The 24759-nt window shown below is 67.2% G+C and carries 21 protein-coding genes; 18 read left to right on the top strand and 3 right to left on the bottom strand.

Translation table 11 applies throughout. The annotated features are described in order from the left end of the window. Positions 1-55 precede the first annotated feature (55 nt). From ACSFBM_RS30945 to ACSFBM_RS30905, 9 genes are all read left to right on the top strand, one after another. Positions 56-460 (top strand): nuclear transport factor 2 family protein, encoded by a 405-nt coding sequence (locus tag ACSFBM_RS30945; protein WP_435439153.1) that lies wholly within the window; start codon positions 56-58, stop codon positions 458-460. 35 nt (positions 461-495) lie between these two features. Next, positions 496-1974, top strand: a complete 1479-nt coding sequence (locus ACSFBM_RS30940; RefSeq protein ID WP_435487807.1) for an NAD(P)/FAD-dependent oxidoreductase — start codon at positions 496-498, stop codon at positions 1972-1974. 313 nt (positions 1975-2287) lie between these two features. Next, on the top strand, positions 2288-3835 hold the full coding sequence (locus ACSFBM_RS30935; RefSeq protein ID WP_435487901.1) for an ABC transporter substrate-binding protein: 1548 nt from the start codon (positions 2288-2290) through the stop codon (positions 3833-3835). A gap of 10 nt (positions 3836-3845) precedes the next feature. Further along, positions 3846-4823, top strand: coding sequence for an ABC transporter permease (locus tag ACSFBM_RS30930; RefSeq protein ID WP_435439155.1), 978 nt, complete (start codon positions 3846-3848; stop codon positions 4821-4823). Next, the gene (locus tag ACSFBM_RS30925) at positions 4820-5710 is read left to right on the top strand and encodes an ABC transporter permease (RefSeq protein ID WP_435487806.1); all 891 of its coding nucleotides are present in this window, start codon (positions 4820-4822) and stop codon (positions 5708-5710) included. The genes ACSFBM_RS30930 and ACSFBM_RS30925 overlap by 4 nt, the downstream gene beginning before the upstream one ends. Beyond that, entirely contained in the window at positions 5710-6780 is a 1071-nt protein-coding gene (locus ACSFBM_RS30920; protein WP_435487805.1) for an ABC transporter ATP-binding protein, read from the top strand. The genes ACSFBM_RS30925 and ACSFBM_RS30920 overlap by 1 nt, the downstream gene beginning before the upstream one ends. Next, entirely contained in the window at positions 6777-7814 is a 1038-nt protein-coding gene (locus ACSFBM_RS30915) for an ABC transporter ATP-binding protein (RefSeq protein WP_435487804.1), read from the top strand. The genes ACSFBM_RS30920 and ACSFBM_RS30915 overlap by 4 nt, the downstream gene beginning before the upstream one ends. Further along, entirely contained in the window at positions 7811-9496 is a 1686-nt protein-coding gene (locus tag ACSFBM_RS30910; RefSeq protein ID WP_435487803.1) for an amidohydrolase, read from the top strand. Before ACSFBM_RS30915 ends, ACSFBM_RS30910 begins: the two co-directional genes overlap by 4 nt. 7 nt (positions 9497-9503) lie before the next feature. Further along, complete coding sequence (locus ACSFBM_RS30905) at positions 9504-10454, top strand: CobW family GTP-binding protein (RefSeq protein ID WP_435487802.1); 951 nt, start codon at positions 9504-9506, stop codon at positions 10452-10454. Positions 10455-10552: 98 nt separating this feature from the next. Here ACSFBM_RS30905 and ACSFBM_RS30900 read toward each other — a convergent pair whose 3' ends face one another. Beyond that, positions 10553-11809, bottom strand: a complete 1257-nt coding sequence (locus ACSFBM_RS30900; protein WP_435487801.1) for a hypothetical protein — start codon at positions 11807-11809, stop codon at positions 10553-10555. Positions 11810-12146: 337 nt separating this feature from the next. Between ACSFBM_RS30900 and ACSFBM_RS30895 the strand changes: the two genes are divergently transcribed. Next, positions 12147-12599, top strand: coding sequence for a VOC family protein (locus tag ACSFBM_RS30895; protein ID WP_435487800.1), 453 nt, complete (start codon positions 12147-12149; stop codon positions 12597-12599). Here ACSFBM_RS30895 and ACSFBM_RS30890 read toward each other — a convergent pair. Further along, positions 12556-12900 carry a hypothetical protein gene (locus ACSFBM_RS30890; RefSeq protein WP_435487799.1) on the bottom strand — a complete coding sequence of 115 codons (345 nt, stop codon included), beginning with the start codon at positions 12898-12900 and terminating at the stop codon, positions 12556-12558. The genes ACSFBM_RS30895 and ACSFBM_RS30890 overlap by 44 nt on opposite strands. On the opposite strand from ACSFBM_RS30890, the gene ACSFBM_RS30885 reads away from it, so the two are divergent. The 4 genes from ACSFBM_RS30885 to ACSFBM_RS30870 all read left to right on the top strand — a co-directional run bounded on the left by ACSFBM_RS30885 (position 12899) and on the right by ACSFBM_RS30870 (position 17293). Continuing rightward, on the top strand, positions 12899-13609 hold the full coding sequence (locus tag ACSFBM_RS30885; RefSeq protein ID WP_435487798.1) for an IclR family transcriptional regulator: 711 nt from the start codon (positions 12899-12901) through the stop codon (positions 13607-13609). The two genes, ACSFBM_RS30890 and ACSFBM_RS30885, sit on opposite strands and share 2 nt — an antisense overlap. A 238-nt stretch (positions 13610-13847) precedes the next feature. Beyond that, positions 13848-15419, top strand: coding sequence for an AMP-binding protein (locus tag ACSFBM_RS30880; RefSeq protein WP_435487797.1), 1572 nt, complete (start codon positions 13848-13850; stop codon positions 15417-15419). 83 nt (positions 15420-15502) lie between these two features. Beyond that, the gene (locus ACSFBM_RS30875) at positions 15503-16489 is read left to right on the top strand and encodes a Bug family tripartite tricarboxylate transporter substrate binding protein (protein WP_435487796.1); all 987 of its coding nucleotides are present in this window, start codon (positions 15503-15505) and stop codon (positions 16487-16489) included. Between the two features lie 30 nt (positions 16490-16519). After that, a complete protein-coding gene (locus ACSFBM_RS30870) occupies positions 16520-17293 on the top strand; it encodes an enoyl-CoA hydratase/isomerase family protein (protein WP_435487795.1) in 774 nt (257 codons plus the stop codon). Positions 17294-17393: 100 nt separating this feature from the next. On the opposite strand, the gene ACSFBM_RS30865 is transcribed toward ACSFBM_RS30870, so the two are convergent. Continuing rightward, positions 17394-18017 (bottom strand): TetR/AcrR family transcriptional regulator, encoded by a 624-nt coding sequence (locus tag ACSFBM_RS30865; protein ID WP_435487794.1) that lies wholly within the window; start codon positions 18015-18017, stop codon positions 17394-17396. A gap of 143 nt (positions 18018-18160) precedes the next feature. Between ACSFBM_RS30865 and ACSFBM_RS30860 the strand changes: the two genes are divergently transcribed. The 4 genes from ACSFBM_RS30860 to ACSFBM_RS30845 are packed head-to-tail and all read left to right on the top strand — an operon-like array spanning position 18161 to position 24757. Beyond that, positions 18161-19399, top strand: coding sequence for an efflux RND transporter periplasmic adaptor subunit (locus ACSFBM_RS30860; protein WP_435487793.1), 1239 nt, complete (start codon positions 18161-18163; stop codon positions 19397-19399). A gap of 15 nt (positions 19400-19414) precedes the next feature. Then, complete coding sequence (locus ACSFBM_RS30855; protein ID WP_435487792.1) at positions 19415-22573, top strand: efflux RND transporter permease subunit; 3159 nt, start codon at positions 19415-19417, stop codon at positions 22571-22573. 10 nt (positions 22574-22583) lie between these two features. Then, positions 22584-24050 carry an AdeC/AdeK/OprM family multidrug efflux complex outer membrane factor gene (gene adeC, locus ACSFBM_RS30850; RefSeq protein ID WP_435487791.1) on the top strand — a complete coding sequence of 489 codons (1467 nt, stop codon included), beginning with the start codon at positions 22584-22586 and terminating at the stop codon, positions 24048-24050. Positions 24051-24097: 47 nt separating this feature from the next. Next, entirely contained in the window at positions 24098-24757 is a 660-nt protein-coding gene (locus ACSFBM_RS30845; RefSeq protein ID WP_435487790.1) for a TetR family transcriptional regulator, read from the top strand. The last annotated feature ends 2 nt before the right edge of the window (positions 24758-24759 follow it).

Below are 24759 nucleotides of genomic sequence, written 5' to 3'. Positions count from 1 at the left end.
ATCGCGCAGGCAGCCGGCTGCCTACGCTTGCCTCATCAATTTCCGGAGCTCCCGCGTGACTGCCTCTTCTTCCTCTACCGTGACCACCGACACCCTGGCCGCCTTCAGCGACGCCTGGAACCGCCACGACGTCGACGCGCTCATGGGCTTCATGACCGACGACTGCATCTTCCAGACCGCCGCCGGCCCCGACGCCTGCGGCACGCGCCATGTGGGCACCGAGGCGGTGCGCAAGGCCTTCGCCGCCGCATGGGCCGCGGTGCCCGACGCGCAGTGGGTGAACGGCCAGCACTTCGTGCACGGTGACTTCGGCACCTCGCAATGGACCTTCACCGGCACCGCCGCCGACGGCAGCCGCATCGAGACCGACGGCATCGACGTGTTCACCTTCAGGGGCGCAAAGATCCACCTGAAGAACGTGTTCCGCAAGGCCCGGCCCAACCTGCCCGCCGCGAAGTAAGCCGAACCCTTCCTTTTCCCTTCCTGGAGCCCTTCATGACCATGACAGGCACCGTGCAGTTCGCCACCGCCAGCGCAGCCATCGACGCCGCATCGTTCGAGCCGCAGCCGCTGCAGGTGCCCATGCGCCCCTACGATCCGCAATACGACCCGCTGCACGCGCCCGACCCCGGCGCGGGCCGCGCCTACGCGCCCACCTGGTGGGTGGCCAGCGCCGGCACCCCGCCGGAGGACGACGGCCCGCTGGTGCAGGACATCGATGTCGACGTGGCCATCATCGGCTCCGGCGCCACGGGCATGTCGACCGCGCTCTACCTGGCGCAGGAACACGGCATTCGCGCCACCGTGCTGGAGGCCAACCAGGCCGCGTGGGGCTGCTCCAGCCGCAGCGGCGGCCAGGGGCAGAACGCGAGCGGACGCCTGAAGCGCTCGCAATGGATCCAGCGCTGGGGCATGGACACCGCCAGGCGGCTCGACGCCGAGATTCGCAGCGGCTTCGAGAACTTTCGCCATCTCACCACGCAGATCGACTGCGACGCCTACGACGGCGGCCACCTCTACCTGGCGCACCGGGCCGAGAAGCTGCCGGTGCTCGACGCCGAGGCACGGCTCATGCGCGAGAAGTTCGGCTACGCCACCCGCATGATGAGCGCGGAGGAAGTGCGCCGCGACTACTGCGACGAGCGCGAAACCGTGGGCGCGATGTTCGAGGCCGAAGGCATCGGCATCCACCCGCTGAAGTTCACCTTCGGCCTGATGCAGCGCGCCCGCGCGCTGGGCGTGACGGTGCACACCTCCAGCCCGGTGCAGGGCTGGCACACCATCGACGGCGTGCACCATCTGCGGACGCCGGCCGGCGTGGTGCGCGCGCGCCGCGTGGCGGTGTGCACCGGCGGCTACACGGGGCAGGCGCTGAGCCCGCTGCTGAAGAACCGGCTCATGCCGATCCTGTCGAACTCGGTGGTCACGCGGCCGCTGACCGATGCGGAGCTGCAGGCCACCAACTTCCGCTCGAAAACCTTCCTGACCGACACGCGCACGCTGCGCTTCTATTACCGGCTGCTCAAGGGCAACCGGCTGCAGATCGGCAGCCGCAGCGCGGTGACCGGCGCCGACGCCGAAGACCCGGTGCACCTGAAGCTGCTGACCGACGCCATCGCGCGCAAGTTTCCGCCGCTGGCGGGCATCCGCATCGACTACTCGTGGTGGGGGTGGGTCGACATGAGCCACGACATGATGCCGCGCATCACCCAGCCCGAGGCGGACAAGAAGGTCTGGTACGCGGTGGGCTACGGCGGCAACGGCGTGTCGTTCTCGACCTGGGCCGGCAAGCGGCTGGCCGAGCGCGTGGCGGGCAAGGACACGGGCAAGGACGTGTTCGAACTGCCCATCTACCACTCGCCGCTGCCCTTTCCCAACGTGCTGGGCATGGTGGAGTCGCGCGCGTTCGCGCCGTTCCGGCGCATGGGGCAGCGCATGCTCTACAAGTGGTACTGGCTGCGCGACGAAAAGTAGCCAACGCGGCGCCTCGCCGCATCGGGAAACGCACCGCGCACGCGCATTCCCCGATGTGGCGCACGGCCCCGGCGCACAACGGGGCAAACCCGTGCCTTCTGGCCCTGTGACTCGCGCGGCGTTGGCTCTTCGCCGGCGCGCACCAAGCGCCTATCTTCGACACCGAGGTCCTGCAACGCCGCGGACCGAAACCGATTGCCTGTGTCGAACTCCCTGAGGTCCTGTCATGCCGATCCCCACGCTTTCCTCGCTGCCCTCGATTCCTGCAGATGCGGTCTTCACGCGCCGCACCACGCTGCTGTCCGCCACGCTCATGGCCGCGAGCAGCCTGCTGCCGCTGCCGGCGTTCGCGGCCGACGAGCCCAAGCGCGGCGGCACGCTGGTCATCGGCAGCACGCAGACGCCCCGGCACCTGAACGGCGCGGTGCAGTCGGGCATTGCCACCGCCCTGCCCTCCACGCAGATCTTCGCGAGCCCGCTGCGCTTCGACGACAAGTGGAACCCGCAGCCCTACCTGGCCGAATCGTGGAAGCTGGCCGAGGACGGCAAGTCGCTCACGCTCAAGCTGCGCAAGGACGCGGTGTTCCACGACGGCAAGCCCGTCACCTCGGCCGACGTGGCCTTCTCGATCATGGCCATCAAGGCCAACCACCCCTTCACCACCATGATGGGACCGGTGGACAAGGTGGAAACGCCCGACGCCTACACCGCCATCGTGCGCATGGGCGTGCCGCACCCGGCCATCGTGCTGGCGATGTCGCCCGCGCTGTGCCCGACTCTTCCCAAGCACATCTACGGCGACGGGCAGGACCTGAAGAACCATCCGCGCAACAGCACCGACGTGATCGGCTCGGGCCCCTTCCGCGTGACCGACTTCAAGCCGGCGCAGCGCGTGGTGCTGGAGCGCTTCGACAAGTTCTTTCTGCCGAACAGGCCCTACCTCGACAAGATCATCGTCAACATCACGCCCGACTCGGCCAGCCTGATCCTCGGGCTGGAGCGCGGCGACATCCAGATGGTGCCCTTCGCCACGCTGCCCACCGACCTGAAGCGCCTGGCCAACGACCCCAAGGTGTCGCTCACGCCCAAGGGCTACGACGGCATCGGCGCGCTCAACTGGCTGGCCTTCAACACCGCGAAGAAGCCGCTGTCCGACGTGCAGGTGCGCAAGGCCATTGCCACGGCGCTCGACAAGAACTTCATCACCAAGGCGCTGATGGGCGGCTTCGCCACCGTGTCCGACGGCCCGCTGGTGGCCAGCAGCCCGTTCGCGGTGCCCGACCTGGTGCGCTACCCGCTCGACCTGAAGAAGGCCGGCGAGATGCTCGACGCCGCGGGCTACAAGGCCGGTGCCGGCGGCGAGCGCTTCAAGCTCACCATCGACTACCTGCCCGGCGCCGACGACCAGCAGAAGAACGTGGCCGAGTACATCCGCGGGCAACTCAAGAAGGTGGGCATCACGGTGGAGGTGCGCGCCTCGGCCGACTTTCCGGCCTGGGCCAAGCGGCTGGCCTCGCACGACTTCGACCTGTCGATGGACACGGTGTTCAACTGGGGCGACCCGATCATCGGCGTGCACCGCACCTACCTGTCGACCAACATCAAGCCCATCGTCTGGACCAACACCCAGTCGTACGCCAACCCGAAGGTGGACGAGCTGCTCAACACCGCCGGCAGCCTGATGGACCCGACGCAGCGCAAGGCCTACTACGCCACCTTCCAGAAGATCGTGACCGACGAGCTGCCCATCGAGTTCATCAACCAGGTGCCGTACCACACCATCACCAGCAAGAAGCTGGGCAACGTGCCGACCACCATCTGGGGACCGATGTCGCCGATGGACGAGGTGTACTTCAAGTAAGGCGCGGGTCATGGGCACGCTGCGCTACATCGCATCGCGACTGCTTCAGGCGCTGGGCCTGGTGGTCGCGGTGGTGGTCCTCAACTTCGTGCTGGTGCACGCCGCACCGGGCGACCCGGTGGAAACCATCGCCGGCGCCAGCGGCGGCATGTCGCCCGAGCTGATGGCGCAACTGCGCACGCAGTACGGGCTGGACAGGTCGCTGCCGGTGCAGCTGGGCGTGTACCTGGGCAAGGTGGCGCGCGGCGACCTGGGCTACTCGTACTTCTTCAACCTGCCGGTGACCCACCTGATCGCCGAGCGCGTGCCGGCCACGCTGCTGCTGGTGCTGAGCTCGGTGCTGCTGGCCTTCTTCGTGGGCACGGCGCTGGGCGTGCTGTCGTCGCGCAAGCCGAACGGCTGGCTGTCGCAGTTCATCACGGTGCTCTCGCTCGTGGGCTTCGCGGCACCGGTGTTCTGGCTGGGGATCATGCTGGTGATCCTGCTGGCCTCGGTGTTCCCGATATTGCCGGTGGCGGGCATGCGCGCCATCGATTCGAGCGGCGCCGGCGGGCTGGCCGACATGATCGACGTGGCCTACCACCTGGTGCTGCCCACGCTCACGCTGAGCCTGGTGTACCTGGCGCAATACAGCCGGCTGGCGCGCTCGTCGATGCTCGACGTGCTGGGCTCGGACTTCATCCGCACCGCGCGCGCCAAGGGGCTGGCCGAGCGCGTGGTGCTCTACAAGCATGCGCTGCGCAACGCGCTGCTGCCGGTGGTCACGGTGCTGGGGCTGCAGTTCGGCAACGTGCTGGCCGGCGCCATCCTGGTGGAGACGGTGTTCAACTGGCCGGGCCTCGGCCGGCTGGCCTTCGAGTCGGTGCTGCGGCGCGACTACCCGACCATCCTCGGCGTGCTGCTGTTCTCGTCGGTCGTGGTGGTGGTGATGAACCAGCTCACCGACCTGTGCTACCGCTTCATCGACCCACGGATCAAGGCCTCATGAACAAGGTGATCGCGATGCCCTCTGTTGCTGCACCCGCCGTGCGCGTGGAACACCCCGGCATGGAGGCGCTGCGCATGTTCCTGCGCAACCCCGCCGCCATCGTCGGCATGGCGATGCTGCTGGCGGTGCTGGCGGTGGCCATTGCCGGGCCCTGGTTCTACCCGGCCGATCCGTTCGAGATAAAGACCGCCCCGCTCACCCCGCCCTTCAGCGAAGACGCCTGGCTGGGCAGCGACTACCTGGGCCGCGACGTGCTCACCGCGCTGATCTACGGCGGGCGCGCCACGCTGCTGGTGGGCGCGGTGGCCGCGCTGCTGTCGGTGCTGATCGGCATCACGCTGGGGGCCTTCGCGGGCTACTACGGAGGCAAGGTCGACGCGGCGCTGATGAAGCTGACCGAGTTCTTCCAGGTGCTGCCCGCGCTGCTGTTCGCGATGGTGGTGGTCACGCTGTTCTCGCCCACGCTGGTGACGGTGACGCTGGCCATCGGCATCGTGAGCTGGACGGGCACCGCCCGCCTCACGCGCGCGGAGTTCATGAAGTTCCGCGGGCTGGAGTTCGTGCGCGCCGAGCGGGCCATCGGCGCGCGCGACGCGCGCATCATCTGGAAGGTGATTCTTCCCAACGCGCTGCCGCCGCTGGTGGTGTCGGCCACGCTGGCCATCGGCGCGGCCGTGCTGTTCGAGGCGGGGCTGTCGTTCCTGGGCCTGGGCGACCCGAACCAGATGAGCTGGGGGCTGATGATCGGCTCCAGCCGGCAGTACGTGCTGTCTTGCTGGTGGGCGGTGGCCTTTCCCGGCGCGGCCATCTTCGTCACCGTGCTGGCCGTGAGCCTGATCGGCGACGGCCTGAACGATGCCCTCAACCCCAAGCTGAGGGAACGCTGATGGCAAGCACCCACAACACCCACGACGCATTGCTTCGCGTGCAGGACCTGCACGTCGAGTTCAAGACCCGCCGCGGCCAGGCGCTGGTGCTCAACGGGGTCGACTTCGAAGTGCGCGCCGGCGAAACGCTGTGCGTGGTCGGCGAGTCGGGCTGCGGCAAGAGCATGACGGCGCTGGCACTGCTGCGGCTCATTCCGTCGCCGCCGGGGCGCATTCGCCAGGGCCGCGTGCTGTTCCAGGGCGAAGACCTGGTGCAGGCCAGCGACGCGCGCATGCGCGAAGTGCGCGGCAACCGCATCTCCATGATCTTCCAGGAGCCCATGACCTCGCTGAACCCGGTGTTCACCGTGGGCGACCAGATCGGCGAGTCGCTGCAGCTGCACGCCGGCATGAACGCCCACGCGGCGCGCCAGCGCGCCATCGAGATGCTGCGGCAGGTGGGCATTCCGGCGCCCGAGCGGCGCGTGGACGAATACCCGCACCAGCTCTCCGGTGGCATGCGCCAGCGCGTGATGATCGCCATGGCGCTGGCCTGCCGCCCCGACATCCTGATTGCCGACGAGCCCACCACCGCGCTCGACGTGACGGTGCAGGCGCAGATCTTCGACCTGCTGCGCGAGCTGCAGCGCGAGAAGGGCACGGCCATCCTGCTCATCACGCACGACATGGGCGCGGTCGCCGAGATGGCCGACCGCGTGATGGTGATGTATGCGGGCCGCGTGATCGAACAGGGCACCACCGAGCAGGTGCTGGGCGAGCCCGGCCATCCCTACACGCGCGGGCTGATCGACTGCCTGCCGGAGCTCGGCAGCAGCGCCGCGCACGGCGACGGTGCGCGCGAAGACCTGGCCGAGATCGCGGGCGTGGTGCCGTCCATCTGGGAGCTGGGCACCGGCTGCGCGTTTCGCGAGCGTTGCCCGCGTGCGATGGCGCGCTGCGCGGTGGAAGTGCCGCCCATGTTCGCGATGCACGGCGAGGTGGCGGCAGGCTTGCCGCACGGCGCGGCCTGCTGGCTGCATGCCGAAACGCCATCGCAATCCCTCGAACAACGCGACAAGGTGGCCGCATGACATTCATCGGCAACACCGACACCCTGCTCTCGGTCGACGACCTGAAGGTGCACTTTGCGCGCGGCAAGGCCGGCTGGGGCCGCACACCCGAGGTGGTGAAGGCGGTGGACGGCGTCTCGTTCGAGGTGCGCCGCGGCAGCACGCTCGCGGTGGTGGGCGAATCGGGCTCGGGCAAGACCACGACCGCGCTGGCGGTGATGCGGCTTGCGCCCTTCACCTCGGGCCGCATGCGGCTGGGCGACACCGACCTGGGCGCGCTGCAGGGCGCGGCGCTGCGCCAGGCGCGCACGCGCATGCAGATCATTTTTCAAGACCCCTTCTCTTCGCTGAACCCGCGCGAGCGCGCGGGCGCCGCCGTGCGCGCGCCGCTCGACCTGATGCGCGTGGGCACGCCCGAGGAGCGCACGCGCCGCGTGGCCGAGCTGTTCGAGGCCGTGGGCCTGCGGCCCGAGCAGCAGCACCTGTTTCCGCACCAGTTCTCGGGCGGGCAGCGCCAGCGCATCAACATCGCGCGGGCGCTGGCCACCAACCCGGAGCTGGTGGTGTGCGACGAGCCGGTGTCGGCGCTGGACATCGCCATTCGCGCGCAGATACTGAACCTGCTCGCACGCCTGCAGCGCGAGCTCGGGCTCACCTACCTGTTCATCTCGCACGACATGGCGGTGGTCGAGCACATCTGCGACGACATCGCCGTGATGTACCTGGGGCAGATCCTCGAACGCGCGCCGCGGCGCAGCTTCTTCGCGCGGCCGCTGCATCCGTACAGCGTGGCGCTGATGTCGGCGGTGCCTACCGTGAGCGGTGGACGGCGTCGCGCGGCGCACCGCATCAAGCTGAGCGGCGATCCGCCAAGCCCCATCGACCCGCCCCAGGGCTGCCGCTTTGCTGGCCGTTGCCCGGTGGCGGAGCCGGCCTGCGCGGCCGAGCTGCCCCCGCTGCGCGAAGTCGCGCCCGATCATTGGGTGCGCTGCCGGCGCGTCGACGTGGTCGACGGCCTGGCGCGCCCGCCTCTTTCGCTTCCAGAATCGCCATGAGCCCCAACAACAACGCAACCACCACCGTCTACACGGCCCGCAAGGTCATCACCATGAACCCCATGCAGCCGCATGCCACGCACGTGGCGGTGCGCGACGGCCGCGTGCTGGCCGTCGGCACGCTCGCGGACATGCAGGCCTGGGGCACTTTCACGCTCGACGAGCGCTTTGCCGGCAAGGTGCTGATGCCCGGCCTCGTGGAAGGCCACTGCCACCTGAAGGAAGGCAGCATGTGGGACTGGACGTACCTCGGCTGGTTCGACCGGCGCGACCCGGCGGGCAAGGTGTGGAGCGGCCTGCGCTCCATGGACGAGGTGGTGTCGCGCCTGGGCGAAGTGGCCGCGAAGATGACCGCCGACGGCGTGCCGGACACCGAGCCGCTGATCGCCTGGGGCTTCGACCCCATCTATTTCGGCGGCGAGCGCATGACGGTACGGCACGTCGACCGTGCGAGCGCCACGCGGCCCATCGTCATCGGCCACGCCAACGGGCACCTGATGAACGTGAACAGCGCAATGTTGAACATCGCGCAGATCACCAGCGACAACGAGGTCGAGGGCGTGGTCAAGTTTGCTGAAGGCGCCAACGAAGGCGAGCCCACCGGCGAGCTGCAGGAGCCGGCTGCCATGTTCCTGGTGCTGCGCAAGATCGGCAACGCCGGCCTGCTCGCACCGATGACCGAGGCCGGCGTGCGCTCCTTCGCCAGGCTGGCTTGCCTGCAGGGCGTGACCACCGCGACCGACCTCGTCAACAAGCTCACGCCCGAGGACTGCGGCGTGCTGGAGAAGACGACGAGCGACGACGGCTTCGGCGTGCGCATACTGCCCGCGTTCCAGGCCTTTCATGGCACGCACGGTGCACCGCAGGGCGCCGAGCATGTGAAGGCGCTGCTGCCGCGCAACACCGACCGCCTGCGCTACGGCCTGGTGAAGATGATGCTCGACGGTTCGATCCAGGGCTTCTCGGCGCGGCTGCGCTGGCCCGGGCATTTCAACGGCGCGCCCAACGGCATCTGGGTGACCGCGCCCGCGCAGTACGAGGCCGATTTCGAAACCTACCACCGCGCCGGCCTCACGATCCACACGCACACCAACGGCGACGAGGCCAGCGAAGTGGCCATCGACGCCATCGAGCGCGTGCTCACGCGCGCACCGCGCCCCGACCACCGCCACACGCTTCAGCACGGCCAGATGATCGACGCGCCGCTGTTCCGCCGCATGGCGCAACTGGACCTGTGCGCCAACCTGTTCGCCAACCATATCTGGTACTGGGGCGACCAGCACTACGAGATGACCATGGGCCCCGACCGCGCCAACCGGCTCGACGCCTGCGGCAGCGCGCTGGCGGCGGGCGTGCCGCTGGCCATTCACTCCGACGCGCCGGTCACGCCGCTGGGACCGCTGTTCACCGCGTGGTGCGCCGTGAACCGCGTCACGCCCAAGGGCCGGCTGCTGGGCGAGGCCGAGCGCATCACGGTGGCGCAGGCGCTGCGCGCCATCACGCTCGGCGCGGCATGGACGCTGAAGCTCGACGGCGAGATCGGCAGCATCGAATGCGGCAAGCGCGCCGACTTCTGCGTGCTGGAAGACGACCCGCTCGAGATGGACCCGATGGCGCTGAAGGACGCGCGTGTGTGGGGCACCGTGCTGTCGGGCCGCGTGTTCGAGGCACAACGGGGTTGAAGGCCGCGTGACGACCGCACACACGAAGCGACTGCCCCTCACCGTCATCGGTGGCTTCCTGGGCGCGGGCAAGACCACGCTGCTCAACCGCTGGCTGCGCGAGGCCAACGGGCTGCGCATGGCGGTGCTGGTGAACGACTTCGGCGCGCTCAACATCGACGCCGAACTCATCGCAGCCACCCACGGCGACACCACCGCGCTGACCAACGGCTGCGTGTGCTGCCAGATCGGCGACGACCTGGGCCGCGCGCTGGTCGGCGTGATCGAGGCGAGCCCGCCGTTCGACGCGGTGGTGATCGAGGCGAGCGGCGTGTCGGACCCCTGGCGCATTGCGCAGATCGGCATGGCCGCGCCGGAGCTGAGCCTGGAAGGCGTGATCGTGCTGGTCGATGCGAGCGCGGTGGCGCAGCAGGCGCTAGACCCGCTGCTGGCCGACACGCTGGTGCGGCAGCTGAAGTCGGCCGACCTCGTGGTGGTGAACAAGGCCGACCTGGCGTCAACCGAGGCGCTGGCTGCCGCAATGGACTGGGTCGAGGCGACGGCACCCGGCACGCCGTGCATCGAGACGCGCAACGCGGCGGTGCCACTGGCGCTGCTGTCGGGGTTGCCGCATGCGGAGCAAGCACCGCATGCCTGCGGCCCTGGCTGTCACGCGGACCACGGACATGACGCGCCCGACCACGGCGCGATGTTCCAGACCTGGAGCGCGAAACCCGAGGCCGTGATTCCCGCCGCCACGCTGCGCGCCTGGCTGCGCCAGATGCCGCCGGGCGTGCTGCGGCTCAAAGGGCTGCTGCGCACCGCCGACGGCGAATGGTCGGAGCTTCAGTTCGCCGGGCGCCACGCCTCGCTGCGCAAGGCAGCGCCGCCTGCGGACGACGCGCGCGCCGGGGTGGTCGCCATCGGACTGCGGGGACGCTTGCCTGAAGGCGCGCTGAGGGAATTCTTCGCACCCTGAGATCGCGGCGGAACGACACTGAACTTCGGTGGCCGCTTCGGCATGACGGGGTTCAAGGTGAGTTCGGCGGCCCCCATCGATTGACTACCGCCGGCGCTCTACTTCAACGTGGCGCCGCCTCGCGCGAGGTACTGTCTCGACAGGCGGGCAAACTGACCGTCATCGGTGGCAATGGAGGTCTGATGGGCGCCACCTGGGCTGAAGACGATTGCGAACGTGTGGGTGTCGCCGTACTCCTGGGTGTTGCTCAGCATGTAGTCGACATGGTTGTCGCGGTAGTGCTGGTCGGTGCCGCCGGGCGTGTCGGACGGCACGCCCATCGGCGTCTGCCACCACAGGATCGGCAGTCCATTGCCCAGCGCGGCGCGATAGTCCGACATCTGGCTCTGGGATTCGTGAAAGTTCGGGCTGGTCTTGTTGCTTGCGTCCCAATAGAACGGCCCGCTTCGTCCTTTGCATTCATCGGGCGGCGATGCGACTTCCCTGCAGCCCGCATCGCGGTCGCTGGTTTGGCCGACGATGAAGTCCGCCTGGTCGGCGCCGACCGCGCGCATCTGGGCGCCGATCTCGGCGGCGGTGCCGCTCCAGAAGGCAGGCGGGAACCCCACCAGCGCCTTGGGCGCGATCTGCCTGCCCATCTGCACGAGGCATTGGCCAAGGCCCCCGGCGGTGTTCGGCAACCCCGCACATTCGGGCTGGCTGTTCACCGCAGCGGGCATCTGCGTCGCATCGCGGTTGGGTGCCTGCGACGCAACGAATCCCCAGAAGTCGGGCTCCAGGTTGATCAGGACGGGTCCGTTCAGCTTCGCGATGAGCTGGTACATCAGCCGGACCTGCGCCCAGTATTTGTTCATGAACGTCGCGTCGTTGATGCCGCTCAGATTGCCCTCGCCGTTCGCAGTCATCTGGTAAAGCGTGTACATGGGAATCGCGCCGTAGGCCTGGATCGCCTGCGCGGTGTACGTGAGGTATGCCCCCTCGGGGCTGTTCCAGGTGGGCCACGCGTCCGCACCAACGCCCACGAGATAGGTGTCCACGATGTCCGGGTGAATGTCCTGTTTCTTCATCTCGTCGATGGAACTGGAGCCCAGTCCGACCAGCACCCGGGCCGGCTTGCCGAGCCTGGTCACCAACGCGGTGGTCGCTGCAACGGGCGAAACGCCGCCGCCCGCGCCACCGGTGCCACCTCCGCTTTGGCTATCGCCACCTTGGCTGCCGCTGTTGCCGCCCAGGCCGGTCAAGGCCGCGCCTTGAATACTGCCGCCGCCGCTGCCGCCACCACCACCACCACCGCAGCCGAACAAGAGCACCGAAAGCATCAGTGCAGAAATGCTTCGTCGAGAAAAAAATATCATGGAAACAGTTCTTCTGAGATAGATAGAAACCAACCGTCGCCCGCATCGCGTACTTCGATTGCGGGGATTTGCGATGGGCACAAATGGCCAGCGAAACGTCGCAGGCCCGGGCAAGACCGCTCGCCGGCCCCGGCACAAAGTGCACGATCCATGCCCACGTTCCTGAGCGGGAAAAACACGCGAAGTTGATCCGTCAAGCGACACGAAGCGTCACTCCGGATTCGACGTGCAATACTTTGTTGTTAGGTCTTAAGTTGAGTTCGACAAAAAAGTAATTACCGAATCAACAGGCCTCGCTTTCGCCGCATACAAACAGTCAGACCCCAAGGAGACATCAATGACGGTCAAGCGCATGGACAACATCGGCATCGTGGTGGACGACATCGATGCAGCCATCGAGTTCTTCATTGAACTGGGTCTTGAACTCGAGGGACGCGCCCCCGTTGAAGGAGACTGGGCAGATGGCGTCACTGGATTGAACGGCATGCGCGTCGAGATTGCCATGATGCGTACGCCGGACGGTCATGGCCGGCTCGAGTTGTCCCGCTTCCTCGCACCGCATGTGGTCGCAGACCATCGCAGCGCCCCGGTGAATGCGCTCGGCTACCTGCGCGTCATGTTCACCGTGGAGGACATCGACGATACGCTCGCCCGACTCAGTGGCCGCGGCGCGAAGCTCGTCGGCGAAGTCGTTCAGTATCAAGACATGTATAGGCTCTGCTATATCCGGGGGCCCGAAGGCATTCTCATCGGGCTCGCCCAACAACTCGGGCAGCAGACATCGCCATAGATGCCCATGGCACATGCGTGTCGGGAACTGAAGAACTGAAGAATCGACGTGCAGCCCGTTGCTGGCGCTGAATCGCCCCAGCTTCCCCGGAGACTTTCGAGCCGTTGGGAATGACGTCGCGCAGCGCAAGGCTGCGATACTTGTTTTCCATCAGCGTCATTCGAAGTGTCGTGGCCAACTCGAAATCCTCTCCACCGTCTTCTGCCTCTTCCCTGTCCAGCGCCTCGTCGCGCGCGCCTGCGGCAACGGGCGCGGCAGAGCCCGACGCCCGGCTGTTCATCGGCTCGATGGAAAAAGGCATGAGCGTGCTGGAGCTGTTCAACGAGCACGACATGCCGCTGTCCATCGGCGACATCGCAGACCACACGCACATGGGACGCAGCGCGGCCCAGCGCTACGTCTACACACTGCACCACCTCGGCTATCTCAACAAGGACGAAGAGTCCAAGAGATACTTCCCTGCGTTGAAGCTGCTCGGGCTCGTGCGCGGCATCCATCGCCATCACTCGCAGAGAGATCTGGCCTGGCCGCTGCTGCAAAGCCTTGCTGCCCAGACACTGGAGACCGTGTCGTGGGTCGAACTCGACGGCGATGACGTGGTGGTGCTGCAGAACATTCCCGGTGCGCACATCACGGCCATCAACCTGCCTGTGGGCAGCCGCTTTCCGGCACTCACCTCGTCTTCGGGTCAAGTGCTGCTGTCGCGCGCGCCACAGTCGCAGCTCGCAGCCATGCTCGATGCGCTGCCTTCGACCGTGCGCTCGCGCTTCGGCACGCGCAGCCGCGATGAGATCCTTGGAATTTTCGCCAAGGCCGCCAAGGACGGATATTCCTTCACCGAAAAGAACTTCTCGGAGGACGGCGTCTCGGTCTCCGCGCCTGTCACCGACGCCGGGCGCATCGTCGCCGCGATCAACGTGTCGACCGTGCACACGCGCTTTGATCTGGCCAAGGCGCGCAAATTGATCCTGCCCAAGCTCCGGCAGGCGGCGCGCGAAGCGTCGATCTAGACCTCTCCTTCGGTCCACCTTCCAGCGGCCCCTGTCGGGCATCGCGCGCGACGCCGTCGGCGCAGCGTGGGAACAAGCACGCCCGTACATACCCCGGTGCAAGATTTTTCTTGACACCGGTGTGACGAAGGTCGATCCTTCGTTAAATTGAATATCAATCTACGTAATTGCATTGCAATTTCTTCAGCTCCGGCTTGAAAGGATGACCGTGCCAAGCAAGCTTCAGCCGCACGTCGCGATGGACGAGGTCGGCGATGAAACCATCAGCGCACTTCTTGCGAGGCGCGCCCGGCATCATCCGCAGGAGGTCTACTGCACGTTCAGGGACGAGCGCATTACCTTCGACATGCTCGAGCACCGCGTCAACCAGGTCGCCGCCATGCTCCAGCGCCAAGGCCTGCGTCGCGGCGACCGGGTTGCCGTGATGCTTGCAAGCGACCCCGAGCACCTGTACCTGATCTTTGCGCTCGCGCGCCTGGGCATGGTGCGCGTACCCATCAACATCCATCTGATGGGTTTGCCACTCGAGCATCTGCTCACCGAGCTCGCGCCCAAGGTGCTCGTGGCCGACGCAACTTTCAAGGCGGCGCTGCACGCGATCGCAACGCCGCTGCCGCCTTGCATCTGGCGCAATGGCGAGGATGGGGAATTCGACGGCTATGCCGAGTTCTCCACGCCCGAATCGCCGCCGGGCACCGGTGCCGCACATGTCGACGACAACGCCGTGCGAGCCGACGACATCATTGCCCTGACACCCAGTTCGGGCACCACCGGTGCGCCCAAGGGCGTACTCAAGTCCGATCGTCAACTGCGCGCAGGCCCGATGGCGGTGCTTCGACTGACCGAAGCCCGATCCGGCGACGTCTTCCTGTTCTGGGAGGCCCTGCACCACGGTTCAGGCGTCGCGGTCGCGATCGCGGCGCTGATGGGGCGCTTTCAGTTGGCGATGCTCGAGCGGTTCAGCGCGTCGCGCTTCTGGGACGACGCGCGGCGCCATGGAGCGACGCACATCCATTACCTGGGCAGCGTGCTGCCGATGCTTTTGAAGCAGCCGCCCCGCGCCGACGACCGCCAGCACAAGGTACGCATCGCCTGGGGTGGAGGCTGTCCTGCGCACATCTGGTCCGAGTTTGGCGAGCGCTTCGCGGTGACGATGCGCGAGGGCTATGGCCTGTCGGAACTCATCACCTTCGTGACCGCGAACCTCGACGGCACGCCGGGCTCTATCGGCAAGCCACTGTCCTTCTACGAGATCTCCCTGCTCGGAGACGACGGCGCCGTGGTTGCTCCCGGCGAGAAAGGCGAGATTGCAGTGCGCGCCGCCGACCCCCGGCTGGGCTTCCTGGGCTACTTTCGCAATCCGCAGGCAGACGCTGACGCACGCCGGGACGATCTCTTCATGACCGGCGATCTCGCACACGCAGATGCGCAGGGCAATCTCTTCTACGCCGGGCGCAAGAAGGACATGCTGCGCAGGCGGGGAATCAACATTTCCGCCTGGGATGTGGAGCGTGTCTTCGCGCAGCACGAAGACGTCGCAGAAGTGGCGCTGGTGGGCGTGCCCAGTTCGCTGGGCGAAGACGAACTCAAGCTCTTCGTGCGTGCGCGCGAAGGCGTGCACATACAGCCGCTGGAGCTGATCCGCTGGTCGAGTCAGCACCTGCCCTACTTCCAGATCCCGCGCTACGTCGAATTCATCGACTCATTTCCGAAGACACCCACGCAGCGCATCCAGAAAAAAGAGCTTTCGCGCCAGGTGGCCGGCGTGTGGGACGTAGAGACCACCGACTTTCGGGCACCCAAGCATTAGCGAATCGCAGCCCCCGACGACCCCACCACTCCTTCGCCTTGTCCATCGTTCATCGTTCATCGTTCATCTTCAAGAGGAAAACCATGATTCGTTCCGATCTGAGTTCCTGGTGCCGCGCGACTGCCGCGTGCACGATGTTGTTGCTCGGCGCCAGTGCCCAGGCCGGGTTTCCGGACAAGCCGCTGAACCTGATCGTGGGCTTTTCAGCGGGCGGCGGCGTCGACGTGGTCGCGCGCACGATCGCGCAGGGCCTGTCGCTGCAAGTCAAGCAATCGGTGCTCGTGGACAACAAGACGGGAGCGTCGGGCGCCATCGCGGCGCAGTTCGTCAAGCGCGCGGCCCCCGACGGCTACACCCTGCTCATGGCGCCCACGACCTCGTATGTCATGTCGGAGAAGATGGTCGGCACCGAAGCCACGGGGTACGAGATCGCCAAAGACTTCAAACCGGTGGCCACGGTCGGTGAACTGCCGCTGGTGATGCTGGTCTCCAAGCAAAGCGGAATCAACTCGTACGCCGAGCTCAGCGCCCAGGCGCGCAAGGCGCCAGGCAAGCTGGCCTATGGCTCGTCCGGCAACGGCTCGACGGAGCACATCGTCACCGAATGGTTCAGGCAGCAGGCCAGCGTCGACCTGCTGCACGTGCCCTACCGGGGCTCTGCGCCGGCCATGGCCGATCTCTTCGCCGGAGAGATCCAGATCATGCTGACGACTTCACCCACGGCATTGACCAACCTTGCCACCGGTCGAGTGACCGCCATCGGGGTGGCCAGCGCCAAGAGGCTGGCGGTTCTGCCTGAGGTTCCCACCTTTGCCGAGCAAGGACTGCCCCAGTTCGTGGCTGCCTCGGTCTACGCGGTGCTCGCACCGAAGGGCGCGCCCGACGAGGTGATCGCCACGCTGAACACGGCGCTCAACCAGGTGCTCAACGACGACGCAACACAGCGCCGCTTCGCGCAGCTGGGTGTGCAGGTGGTGCACACCACACCCGCTCAGGCGCGAGAGCTGCTGCAGAACGAATCGACCAAGTGGGAACGCGTGGTGCAGCCCATCAAGGCAGCAGCGCGCTGAGCCTGAACGCCAACAAGAACCGACCGACCCATGACCGACCAAACCACCGCTGCGCCCTGCATCACCCTCACCATCGACAACGCGGTCGCAACCATCACGATGGACCGCCCGCAGGCGTTGAACGCCTTCAACCACGAGCAACGAAAGCTGTTTCGCGAAGCGCTGCTGGCCGCGGAAGGCGACAACACCGTGCGTGCGATCGTCGTCACCGGTCGCGGGAAGGCCTTTTGCGCGGGCCAGGACCAGTACGAGAGCGCCGCGATGGACGCTGCAGGATCGGCAGCCCGCATCGACAGCTACCTCGAGGTCTACGAGATCTTTCGTGCGCTGAAGAAGCCCACCATCGCACGCGTCAACGGCGTGGCAGCCGGCGCCGGCCTGCAGATCGCGCTCCTGTGCGACTTGCGCATTGCGTCGACCCAGGCGCGCTTCGGCATGACCGAATTCAAGGTGGGCTCCGCGGCCATCGTGGGCAGCGCATTCCTGCAATCCATCGTTGGAGAGGCCGCGATGAAGCGGCTCGTCCTGCTGGCGGAGATCGTGCCGGCGGATCAATCGCTGGCGCTGGGCCTGGTACACGAAGTGATCGAGGACGAGCAGCTGGACGCACGCATCGCCGACATCTGCGCGCTGATGGCCACCTGGTCTCCCACATCGGTAGCGATCACGAAGTCGTGGTGGAAGCGGATGGGCGACGAACTGTTCTCCGAGGCCTGCGAGGCTGCTCGCCGCGGGCATGCGGAAAATTTTTCCTCCGGCGCGTACTCGGCCGGCGCAAAGAAATTCACGACGCGCGCGCGGTAAACGACTGGCGTTCCTGGTCAGCGTTGAACTTCAACGCGCGGGCCATTGCCATCGCCATCGCCACCGGCCCGGCCCGGCCCGGCCCGGGTAATCGTTTCGCTCACCCAGTGACCTCGCCTCTTTCGGCGTAGCCGCCAAGAAACACCTGCACGGCGCGCCGCGTTGCCTCCCGGAGCTCCTTGCGGGTCAAGGGCCCCTGGAGGCCCAGCAGGCTCGGCTTGACGGTCTCCGAATCGAGCAGGCCCATCAGATGGTGCGCCGCCGAGACGGGGTCGGCCGTTCGCAAGCGGCCCTTGTCCATCTGCTGCGACAGGAAGCCCGCCAGCGCGGCCACGCCCTTCTTGGGGCCGCCCTCGTAGAAGAGCCGCCCGATGTCGCTGCGGCCGGCCTCGGCGATCACGGCCCTGTGCCCCTGAACGACCTCTTGCGAGCACACCACGGCGAGCACCTTCTCGCCGAAACGCTGCAGCACCTGCGCCAGATCGTCTTCCCCTTCCTGCGCCAGCGCCGAGAAGATGGGGTCGAAATGCTGGCTTGCCGAGGCGTGGATCGCGGCCACAAACAGTTCTTCCTTCGAGCTGAAGTACCCGTACAGGGTCGCCCTGGACCCACCCACGCGCGCGGCGATCTCCACCATGGAGGCGCCCTCGAACCCCAGTTCCCTGAAGACCTCCGACGCCACCTGAACGATGGCGTCGCGCTTCGCTTCGGTTTTCACCCGCATGTCGTTGTCTCCTATTTCTGTACACGTTTGATCATTATTGTTTGACACGCCCTCGAAGTCAAAATACATTTCAGTACAGCACTGTCTATTTAACCGCCGATCGGGCCCTCCATATCCCGTCGCTTTTCCCCCGGAGAACCGCCATGCGCCCCCCTCTCACCTACGGCCTGACCTTTGCCGCGGCCCTCGCTTCCACCTGCATGCTCGTGGCGTGCGGCAAGCCACCGGGCGGGCCGCCGCCGGCGCCCGGCACGCCCCAGGTCGGCGTGGTCACGGTGCAGCCGCAGCGCGTGGCCCTCACGACCGAGCTGCCGGGGCGCACCGCGCCCTTCCTCATTGCCGACGTGCGTCCGCAGGTCGGCGGCATCGTGAAGGCACGCAAGTTCCGCGAAGGCAGCGATGTGAAGGCCGGGGAGGCGCTCTACCAGATCGATCCCGCCACGTACAAGGCCACCTACGACAGCAACGTCGCCGCGCTGGCCAAGGTGCAGGCCAGCCTGGTCACCACCCGGCTCAAGGCCGATCGCTACAAGGAGCTGGTGGCCATCAAGGCGGTGAGCCAGCAGGACTACGACGACGCCGCAGCCTCGCTCCAGCAGGGCGAGGCGGACGTCGCCGCGGCCAGGGCCAATGTGGAAACCAGCCGCATCAACCTGGCCTACTCAAGCATCGATGCGCCGATTTCGGGCCGCATCGGCAAGTCGTCAGTCACGCCCGGCGCGCTGGTCACGGCCAGCCAGTCGACCGCGCTGGCCACCATCCAGCAGCTCGACCCGATCTACGTGGACGTGAACCAACCCAGCGCCGCCATGCTCCGGCTCAAGCAGGCCATGGCGCGCGGCGACCTCGAAAAAAGCGGTGCAAATGCCGCCAGGGTGCGGCTGCTGCTCGAAGACGGCAGCACCTACCCGCTGGAAGGCAAGCTCGAGTTCTCGGACGTCACGGTCGACCAGAACACCGGCGCCATCACGCTGCGCGCGGTGTTCCCCAACCCCAACGCGGACCTGTTGCCCGGCATGTACGTGCGCGCGGTGCTGCAGGAAGGCGTGAAGGAACAGGCGCTGCTGGTGCCGCAGCAGGCGGTGTCGCGCGACGGCGCCGGCAAGCCGACGGCCTATGTGGTGGACGCCGGGCACAAGCTGCAGCAACGCGCGCTCGAGACCGATCGCGCCATCGGCGACCAGTGGCTGGTGCGCAGCGGCCTGCAGGCCGGCGACCAGCTCGTGGTGGACGGCCAGCAAAGCGCGGCGCCCGGCGTGCAGGTGAAGACGGTGCCATGGACGCCCAAGCCGAAGGCCCAGGCCCAGCCCCAACAGGAAACCAAGGCGGGCACCGAGACCGCCAAGGCCGCCCAAGCCGCCCCGGCCGGTACGGCCAACTGATCGGAAGAGACCGTCATGGCACGTTTCTTCATCGACCGCCCCATCTTCGCGTGGGTTCTCGCCATCATCGTGATGCTCGGCGGCGTCATGTCCATTGCCAGCCTGCCGATCGCGCAGTACCCCAGCATCGCGCCGCCGGCCGTCGCCATCACCGCCAACTACCCCGGCGCCTCCGCCAAGACGCTGGAAGACACCGTCACCCAGGTCATCGAACAGAAGATGAAGGGGCTGGACCGCCTGAGCTACATGGCCTCCACCAGCGAGTCGTCGGGCTCGGTCACCATCACGCTCACCTTCGAGAACGGCACCGACCCCGACACCGCACAGGTGCAGGTGCAGAACAAGCTGTCGCTGGCCACGCCGCTGCTGCCGCAAGAAGTGCAGCAGCAGGGCGTCACCGTCACCAAGTCGGCCACCAACTTCCTGAACGTGCTGGCCTTCGTGTCCGAGGACGGCCGCATGAACGGCTCCGACCTGTCGGACTACGTGGCGGCGAACGTGCAGGACGCCCTGAGCCGCGTCGAGGGCGTGGGCGACACCACGCTCTTCGGCTCCCAGTACGCCATGCGCGTGTGGCTCGACCCGAACAAGCTCGCCAACTTCAGCCTCACGCCGCTGGACGTGAAGAGCGCGATCCAGGCGCAGAACGCGCAGGTGTCGGCCGGCCAGCTCGGCGGCATGCCGGCGGCGGACAACCAGCAGATCAACGCGACCATCACCTCGCAGACGCGGCTGAAGACCGCGCAGGAGTTCGAGGACATCCTGCTGCGCACGCAGACCAACGGCGCGCAAGTGCGCCTGCGCGACGTGGCCCGCATCGAGCTGGGCAGCGAGTCGTACAACACGGTCGGCCGCTACAACGGCAAGCCGGCCGCCGGCCTGGCCATCAAGCTGGCTGCGGGCGCCAACGCACTCGACACGGTCAAGGGCATCGACGCGCGCGTGGCCGAACTCGAGAAGTTCTTTCCACCGGGCATGAAGGTGCAGAAGCCCTACGACACCACGCCCTTCGTGCGGATCTCCATCGAGGAGGTGGTGCGCACGCTGATCGAGGCCGTGGTGCTGGTGTTCCTGGTGATGTACCTGTTCCTGCAGAACTTTCGCGCCACGCTCATTCCCACCATCGCGGTGCCGGTGGTGCTGCTGGGCACCTTCGGCGTGCTCGCGGCCTTCGGCTTCACCATCAACACCTTGACGATGTTCGCCATGGTGCTGGCCATCGGCCTGCTGGTGGACGACGCGATCGTGGTGGTCGAGAACGTCGAGCGGGTGATGACCGAAGAAGGCCTGTCACCGAAAGAGGCCACGCGCAAGTCGATGGGGCAGATCACCGGCGCGCTGGTCGGCGTGGCCCTGGTGCTGGCGGCGGTGTTCGTGCCGATGGCGTTCTTCGGCGGCTCCACGGGCGTGATCTACCGGCAGTTCTCGATCACCATCGTCTCCGCCATGACGCTGTCGGTGCTGGTGGCGCTGGTGCTCACGCCTGCGCTGTGCGCCACGCTGCTCAAGCCGGTGCACAAGGGCCATGCGATGGCGACCACCGGCTTCTTTGGCTGGTTCAACCGCAGCTTCGACCGTGGAAACACGCGCTACCAGGGCGTGGTACGGCACATGGTGGGCAAGGGCTGGCGCTACATGGCCGTGTACGCCGTCTTGCTCGCCGTCGTGGTGTTCGGCTTCATGAAACTGCCGGTCGGCTTCTTGCCCGACGAAGACCAGGGCACGATGTTTGCGCTGGTGCAGCTGCCGCCGGGCGCCACGAACGCGCGCACGGAAGAAGTGATCCACCAGGTGGAACACCACTTCCTGGTCGACCAGAAAGACGCCGTCTCGGGCATCTTCACGGTGGCGGGGTTCAGCTTCGCGGGCAGCGGGCAGAACACGGGCTTTGCCTTCATCAAGCTCAAGCCCTGGGACGAACGCAAGGGTGAGGCACTGAGCGTGACCGGCGTGGCGGCGAAGGCCGGCGCTTTCTTCAACACGATTCGCGACGCGAAGGTGTTTGCCTTCGCGCCACCGGCCGTGGCCGAGCTCGGCAACGCGACCGGCTTCGACCTGATGCTGCAGGACCGCGGCAACCTCGGGCATGCGGCCCTGATGCAGGCGCGCAACCAGCTGCTCGGCACGCTGTCCAAGGACAAGCGCCTGGTGGCCGTGCGCCCCAACGGCATGGAGGACACGCCCGAATTCAGGCTGGAGATCGATCCGCACAAGGCGCAGGCCCTGGGGCTTTCGATAAGCGACATCAACGACACCTTCTCGGCCGCATGGGGCAGCAGCTACGTCAACGACTTCATCGACAAGGGACGCGTGAAGAAGGTGATGCTGCAGGCCGACGCGCAGTACCGCATGCTGCCCGCGGACATCGACCGCTGGTATGTGCGCAACGGCGCAGGCACCATGGTGCCCTTCACCTCGTTCGCCAAGGCGAGCTGGAACTCGGGCTCGCCCCGCCTGGAGCGCTACAACGGCGTTCCGTCGGTGGAGATCCTGGGCATGGCCATGCCGGGGGCCGCATCGAGCGGCGAGGCGCTGGCCATCGTGGAAGCGGCGGTCGCGCAGTTGCCGGCGGGCATCGGCTACGAATGGACGGGCCTGTCGCGCCAGGAAAAGGCGTCGAGCGGGCAGACCGGCCTGCTGTACGGGCTGTCGATCCTGATCGTGTTCCTTTGCCTGGCCGCGCTCTACGAGAGCTGGGCCATTCCGTTCTCGGTGATCCTGGTGGTGCCGCTCGGGGTGCTGGGTGCGCTCATCGGCGCCATCCTCACCTGGAAGATGAACGACGTCTACTTTCAGGTGGGCCTGCTGACCACCATCGGCCTCGCGTCGAAGAACGCCATCCTGATCGTCGAGTTCGCGAAAGACCTGCATGCGCAGGGCAAGGGCCTGGTCGAGTCCGCGCTGGAAGCGGCGCGCCTGCGCCTGCGCCCCATCCTGATGACATCGCTGGCCTTCATCCTCGGCGTGCTGCCGCTGGTTCTGGGCAGCGGTGCGGGGGCCGGCGCGCAGCATGCGCTGGGCACGGCCGTGATCGGCGGCATGCTGTCTGGCACCCTGCTCGCGATTTTCTTCGTGCCTCTTTTCTTCGTGCTGGTGCGCCGCCTGTTCAAGGGCACGTCCGCACCGGTCGCGCCGACCGCATCGCACACACAACCGGCCGCGGCCGCATCCTGAGGTGTCCGTCATGAACCTGTTCCGCTTCACACCCCTCGCGCTCTGCGCCCTCACGGCCCTGACGGCCGGCTGCAGCCTGATGCCCGCCTACCAGCAACCCGAGGCCCCCGTGCCGCTCAGGTTCGCCGGAGACACAGGCGCCGACACGGCCGCCACGCCGGTCTCCGATCTCGGCTGGCGCGATGTGTTCACCGACGCGTCGCTGCAGCGCGTGATCGAGATGAGCCTTGCCAACAACCGCGACCTGCGCGTGGCGGTGCTGAACATCGAGAAAGCCCGCGCGCAGTACCGGGTGCAGGACGCGGCGCTGTTCCCCAGCGTCAGCGCCAGCGCCGGCGGCAGCGGCAGCCGGACCCCGGCCGACCTGTCGTCCACGGGCTCGGCGCTGACCGCTCACCAGTACAGCGCATCGCTCGGCTTCAGCGCCTACGAAATCGACCTGTTCGGCCGCGTGCGCAGCCTGAGCGCGCAGGCACTGCAGCAGTTTCTGTCCACGGCCGAGGCGCGCCGCAGCACGCAGATCACGCTGGTGGCCGAGGTGGCGACCGCCTACCTCACACTCGCCGCCGACCAGGACCGCCTGCAGCTGGCACGCGACACGCTGCAGAGCCAGAGCGACTCCTACCGGCTCAACCAGCGCAGCTTCGAGCTGGGCGCGGCGTCGGCGCTCACGCTGAGCCAGGCGCAGACCAGCGTGGACGCCGCGCGTGTCGACGTCGAGCGCTACACCTCGCAGGTGGCGCAGGACCGCAATGCGCTCGTGCTGCTCGTGGGCGCCGACGTGCCAAATGACCTGCTGCCCAAGGCCTTGCCGGACGGCACGACCGCGGCGGCAAACCCGCTGGCCACCATTCCGCCGGGGCTGCCTTCCGACCTGCTGCAGCGCCGCCCCGACATCGTGGAGGCCGAGCGCGATCTCAAGGCCGCCAATGCCTACATCGGCGCGGCGCGCGCGGCCTTCTATCCGAGCATCAGCCTCACCGCTTCGGCCGGCACGTCGAGCAGCCAGCTCTCGGGCCTGTTCAAGGGCGGCTCGGGCACCTGGAGCTTCGCGCCGCAGATCTCGCTGCCGATCTTCGACGGCGGTACCAACCGGGCCAACCTGAAGATCGCCACCGTGAGCCGCGACATCTCGGTGGCGCAGTACGAGAAGGCGATCCAGACGGCGTTCCGCGAAGTGTCGGACGCCCTGGCCCAACGCAACACGCTCGGGCGCCAGCTCGACGCACAGCAGTCGCTGGTCAATGCGACGGCGGACAGCTATCGCCTGTCGCAGGCGCGATTCCAGCGCGGCGTGGACAGCTACCTGAGCGTGCTCGACTCGCAGCGCTCGCTCTACACGGCCCAGCAAGACCTGATCGGCACGCGCCTGTCGCGCTTCACCAACCTGGTGACGTTCTACAAGACGCTGGGCGGTGGATGGGTAGCGACCACGGACACGCCCCTGGCTGCGAAGTCTTCGGTCAATGCCTCTTGACCCGGTGCGGCTGGCGCCGCACCTGGGCGCTTGCACGAACACCCCGCATGGTCCGGCACACGAAGATTGACGCAAGCCTCACACGCCTGCGCATCGTGGAGGCGGCGCTTGCCGCTTTCGCCGAAAACGGCGTGCCGGCAACCACACTGGAGGACGTTGCCGTGCGCGCGGGTGTCACGCGCGGCGCGGTGTACTGGCACTTCGCGGACAAGCCGGCGCTTGTTTCAGAAGCATCCGCGGGGCTCGTGTGGCCGCTCGACGTCGGAGCCGACATCGATCTCTACCAGGCGCATCCGCTGCCGCTCCAGCTGCTGTGCCAGCGGCTCTGGCAACAGATGGAACAGTGCGTGCGCGCACCCATCCATTGGCAGCGCGTGAAGCTTGTGCTGGCCCCTGGCATCCGGTCGGCGTTGAGTCCCTCTGCCTTGAAGCAAGTGGAAGAGGCCATGGCCAGTGCAGTGCGGCACCTTGGCCAGGTCATGGCGATCGCCCGTGACCGTGGCCAGTTGCTCGAGGGGCTGTGTCCGGAGGCCGTCGGGGACGGTTTGCATGCCCTTGGCAAGGGCATGCTGTGGGAGCACGCGAGCGAACGTTCCAATGCCTCTCGCCTGGCCTCTCCCCTCTGCCTCGATCTCTTCCTGTTCGGTGCGACCTGCCCACAGGCACGCAACGACTGGGCCTGGACCCCTGCGCGACCAGCCCCATAGCC

The organism is Variovorax pasteuri (genome assembly GCF_051216435.1).
GTDB lineage: Bacteria > Pseudomonadota > Gammaproteobacteria > Burkholderiales > Burkholderiaceae_C > Variovorax.
Note: the sequence above shows the minus strand (reverse complement) of the source record. Positions and strands in the feature narration are given on the sequence as shown.

Coding starts and splice junctions, on each gene's coding strand:
- ACSFBM_RS30935 (WP_435487901.1), top strand. CDS start 2,288: ATGGCCGCGAGCAGCCTGCTGCCGCTGCCGGCGTTCGCGGCCGACGAG.
- ACSFBM_RS30930 (WP_435439155.1), top strand. CDS start 3,846: ATGGGCACGCTGCGCTACATCGCATCGCGACTGCTTCAGGCGCTGGGC.
- ACSFBM_RS30925 (WP_435487806.1), top strand. CDS start 4,820: ATGAACAAGGTGATCGCGATGCCCTCTGTTGCTGCACCCGCCGTGCGC.
- adeC (WP_435487791.1), top strand. CDS start 22,584: ATGAACCTGTTCCGCTTCACACCCCTCGCGCTCTGCGCCCTCACGGCC.
- ACSFBM_RS30870 (WP_435487795.1), top strand. CDS start 16,520: ATGACCGACCAAACCACCGCTGCGCCCTGCATCACCCTCACCATCGAC.
- ACSFBM_RS30845 (WP_435487790.1), top strand. CDS start 24,098: ATGGTCCGGCACACGAAGATTGACGCAAGCCTCACACGCCTGCGCATC.
- ACSFBM_RS30900 (WP_435487801.1), bottom strand. CDS start 11,809: ATGATATTTTTTTCTCGACGAAGCATTTCTGCACTGATGCTTTCGGTG.
- ACSFBM_RS30890 (WP_435487799.1), bottom strand. CDS start 12,900: ATGCCTTTTTCCATCGAGCCGATGAACAGCCGGGCGTCGGGCTCTGCC.
- ACSFBM_RS30885 (WP_435487798.1), top strand. CDS start 12,899: ATGAGCGTGCTGGAGCTGTTCAACGAGCACGACATGCCGCTGTCCATC.
- ACSFBM_RS30895 (WP_435487800.1), top strand. CDS start 12,147: ATGACGGTCAAGCGCATGGACAACATCGGCATCGTGGTGGACGACATC.
- ACSFBM_RS30865 (WP_435487794.1), bottom strand. CDS start 18,017: ATGCGGGTGAAAACCGAAGCGAAGCGCGACGCCATCGTTCAGGTGGCG.
- ACSFBM_RS30940 (WP_435487807.1), top strand. CDS start 496: ATGACCATGACAGGCACCGTGCAGTTCGCCACCGCCAGCGCAGCCATC.
- ACSFBM_RS30920 (WP_435487805.1), top strand. CDS start 5,710: ATGGCAAGCACCCACAACACCCACGACGCATTGCTTCGCGTGCAGGAC.
- ACSFBM_RS30875 (WP_435487796.1), top strand. CDS start 15,503: ATGATTCGTTCCGATCTGAGTTCCTGGTGCCGCGCGACTGCCGCGTGC.
- ACSFBM_RS30860 (WP_435487793.1), top strand. CDS start 18,161: ATGCGCCCCCCTCTCACCTACGGCCTGACCTTTGCCGCGGCCCTCGCT.
- ACSFBM_RS30910 (WP_435487803.1), top strand. CDS start 7,811: ATGAGCCCCAACAACAACGCAACCACCACCGTCTACACGGCCCGCAAG.
- ACSFBM_RS30855 (WP_435487792.1), top strand. CDS start 19,415: ATGGCACGTTTCTTCATCGACCGCCCCATCTTCGCGTGGGTTCTCGCC.
- ACSFBM_RS30915 (WP_435487804.1), top strand. CDS start 6,777: ATGACATTCATCGGCAACACCGACACCCTGCTCTCGGTCGACGACCTG.
- ACSFBM_RS30880 (WP_435487797.1), top strand. CDS start 13,848: ATGGACGAGGTCGGCGATGAAACCATCAGCGCACTTCTTGCGAGGCGC.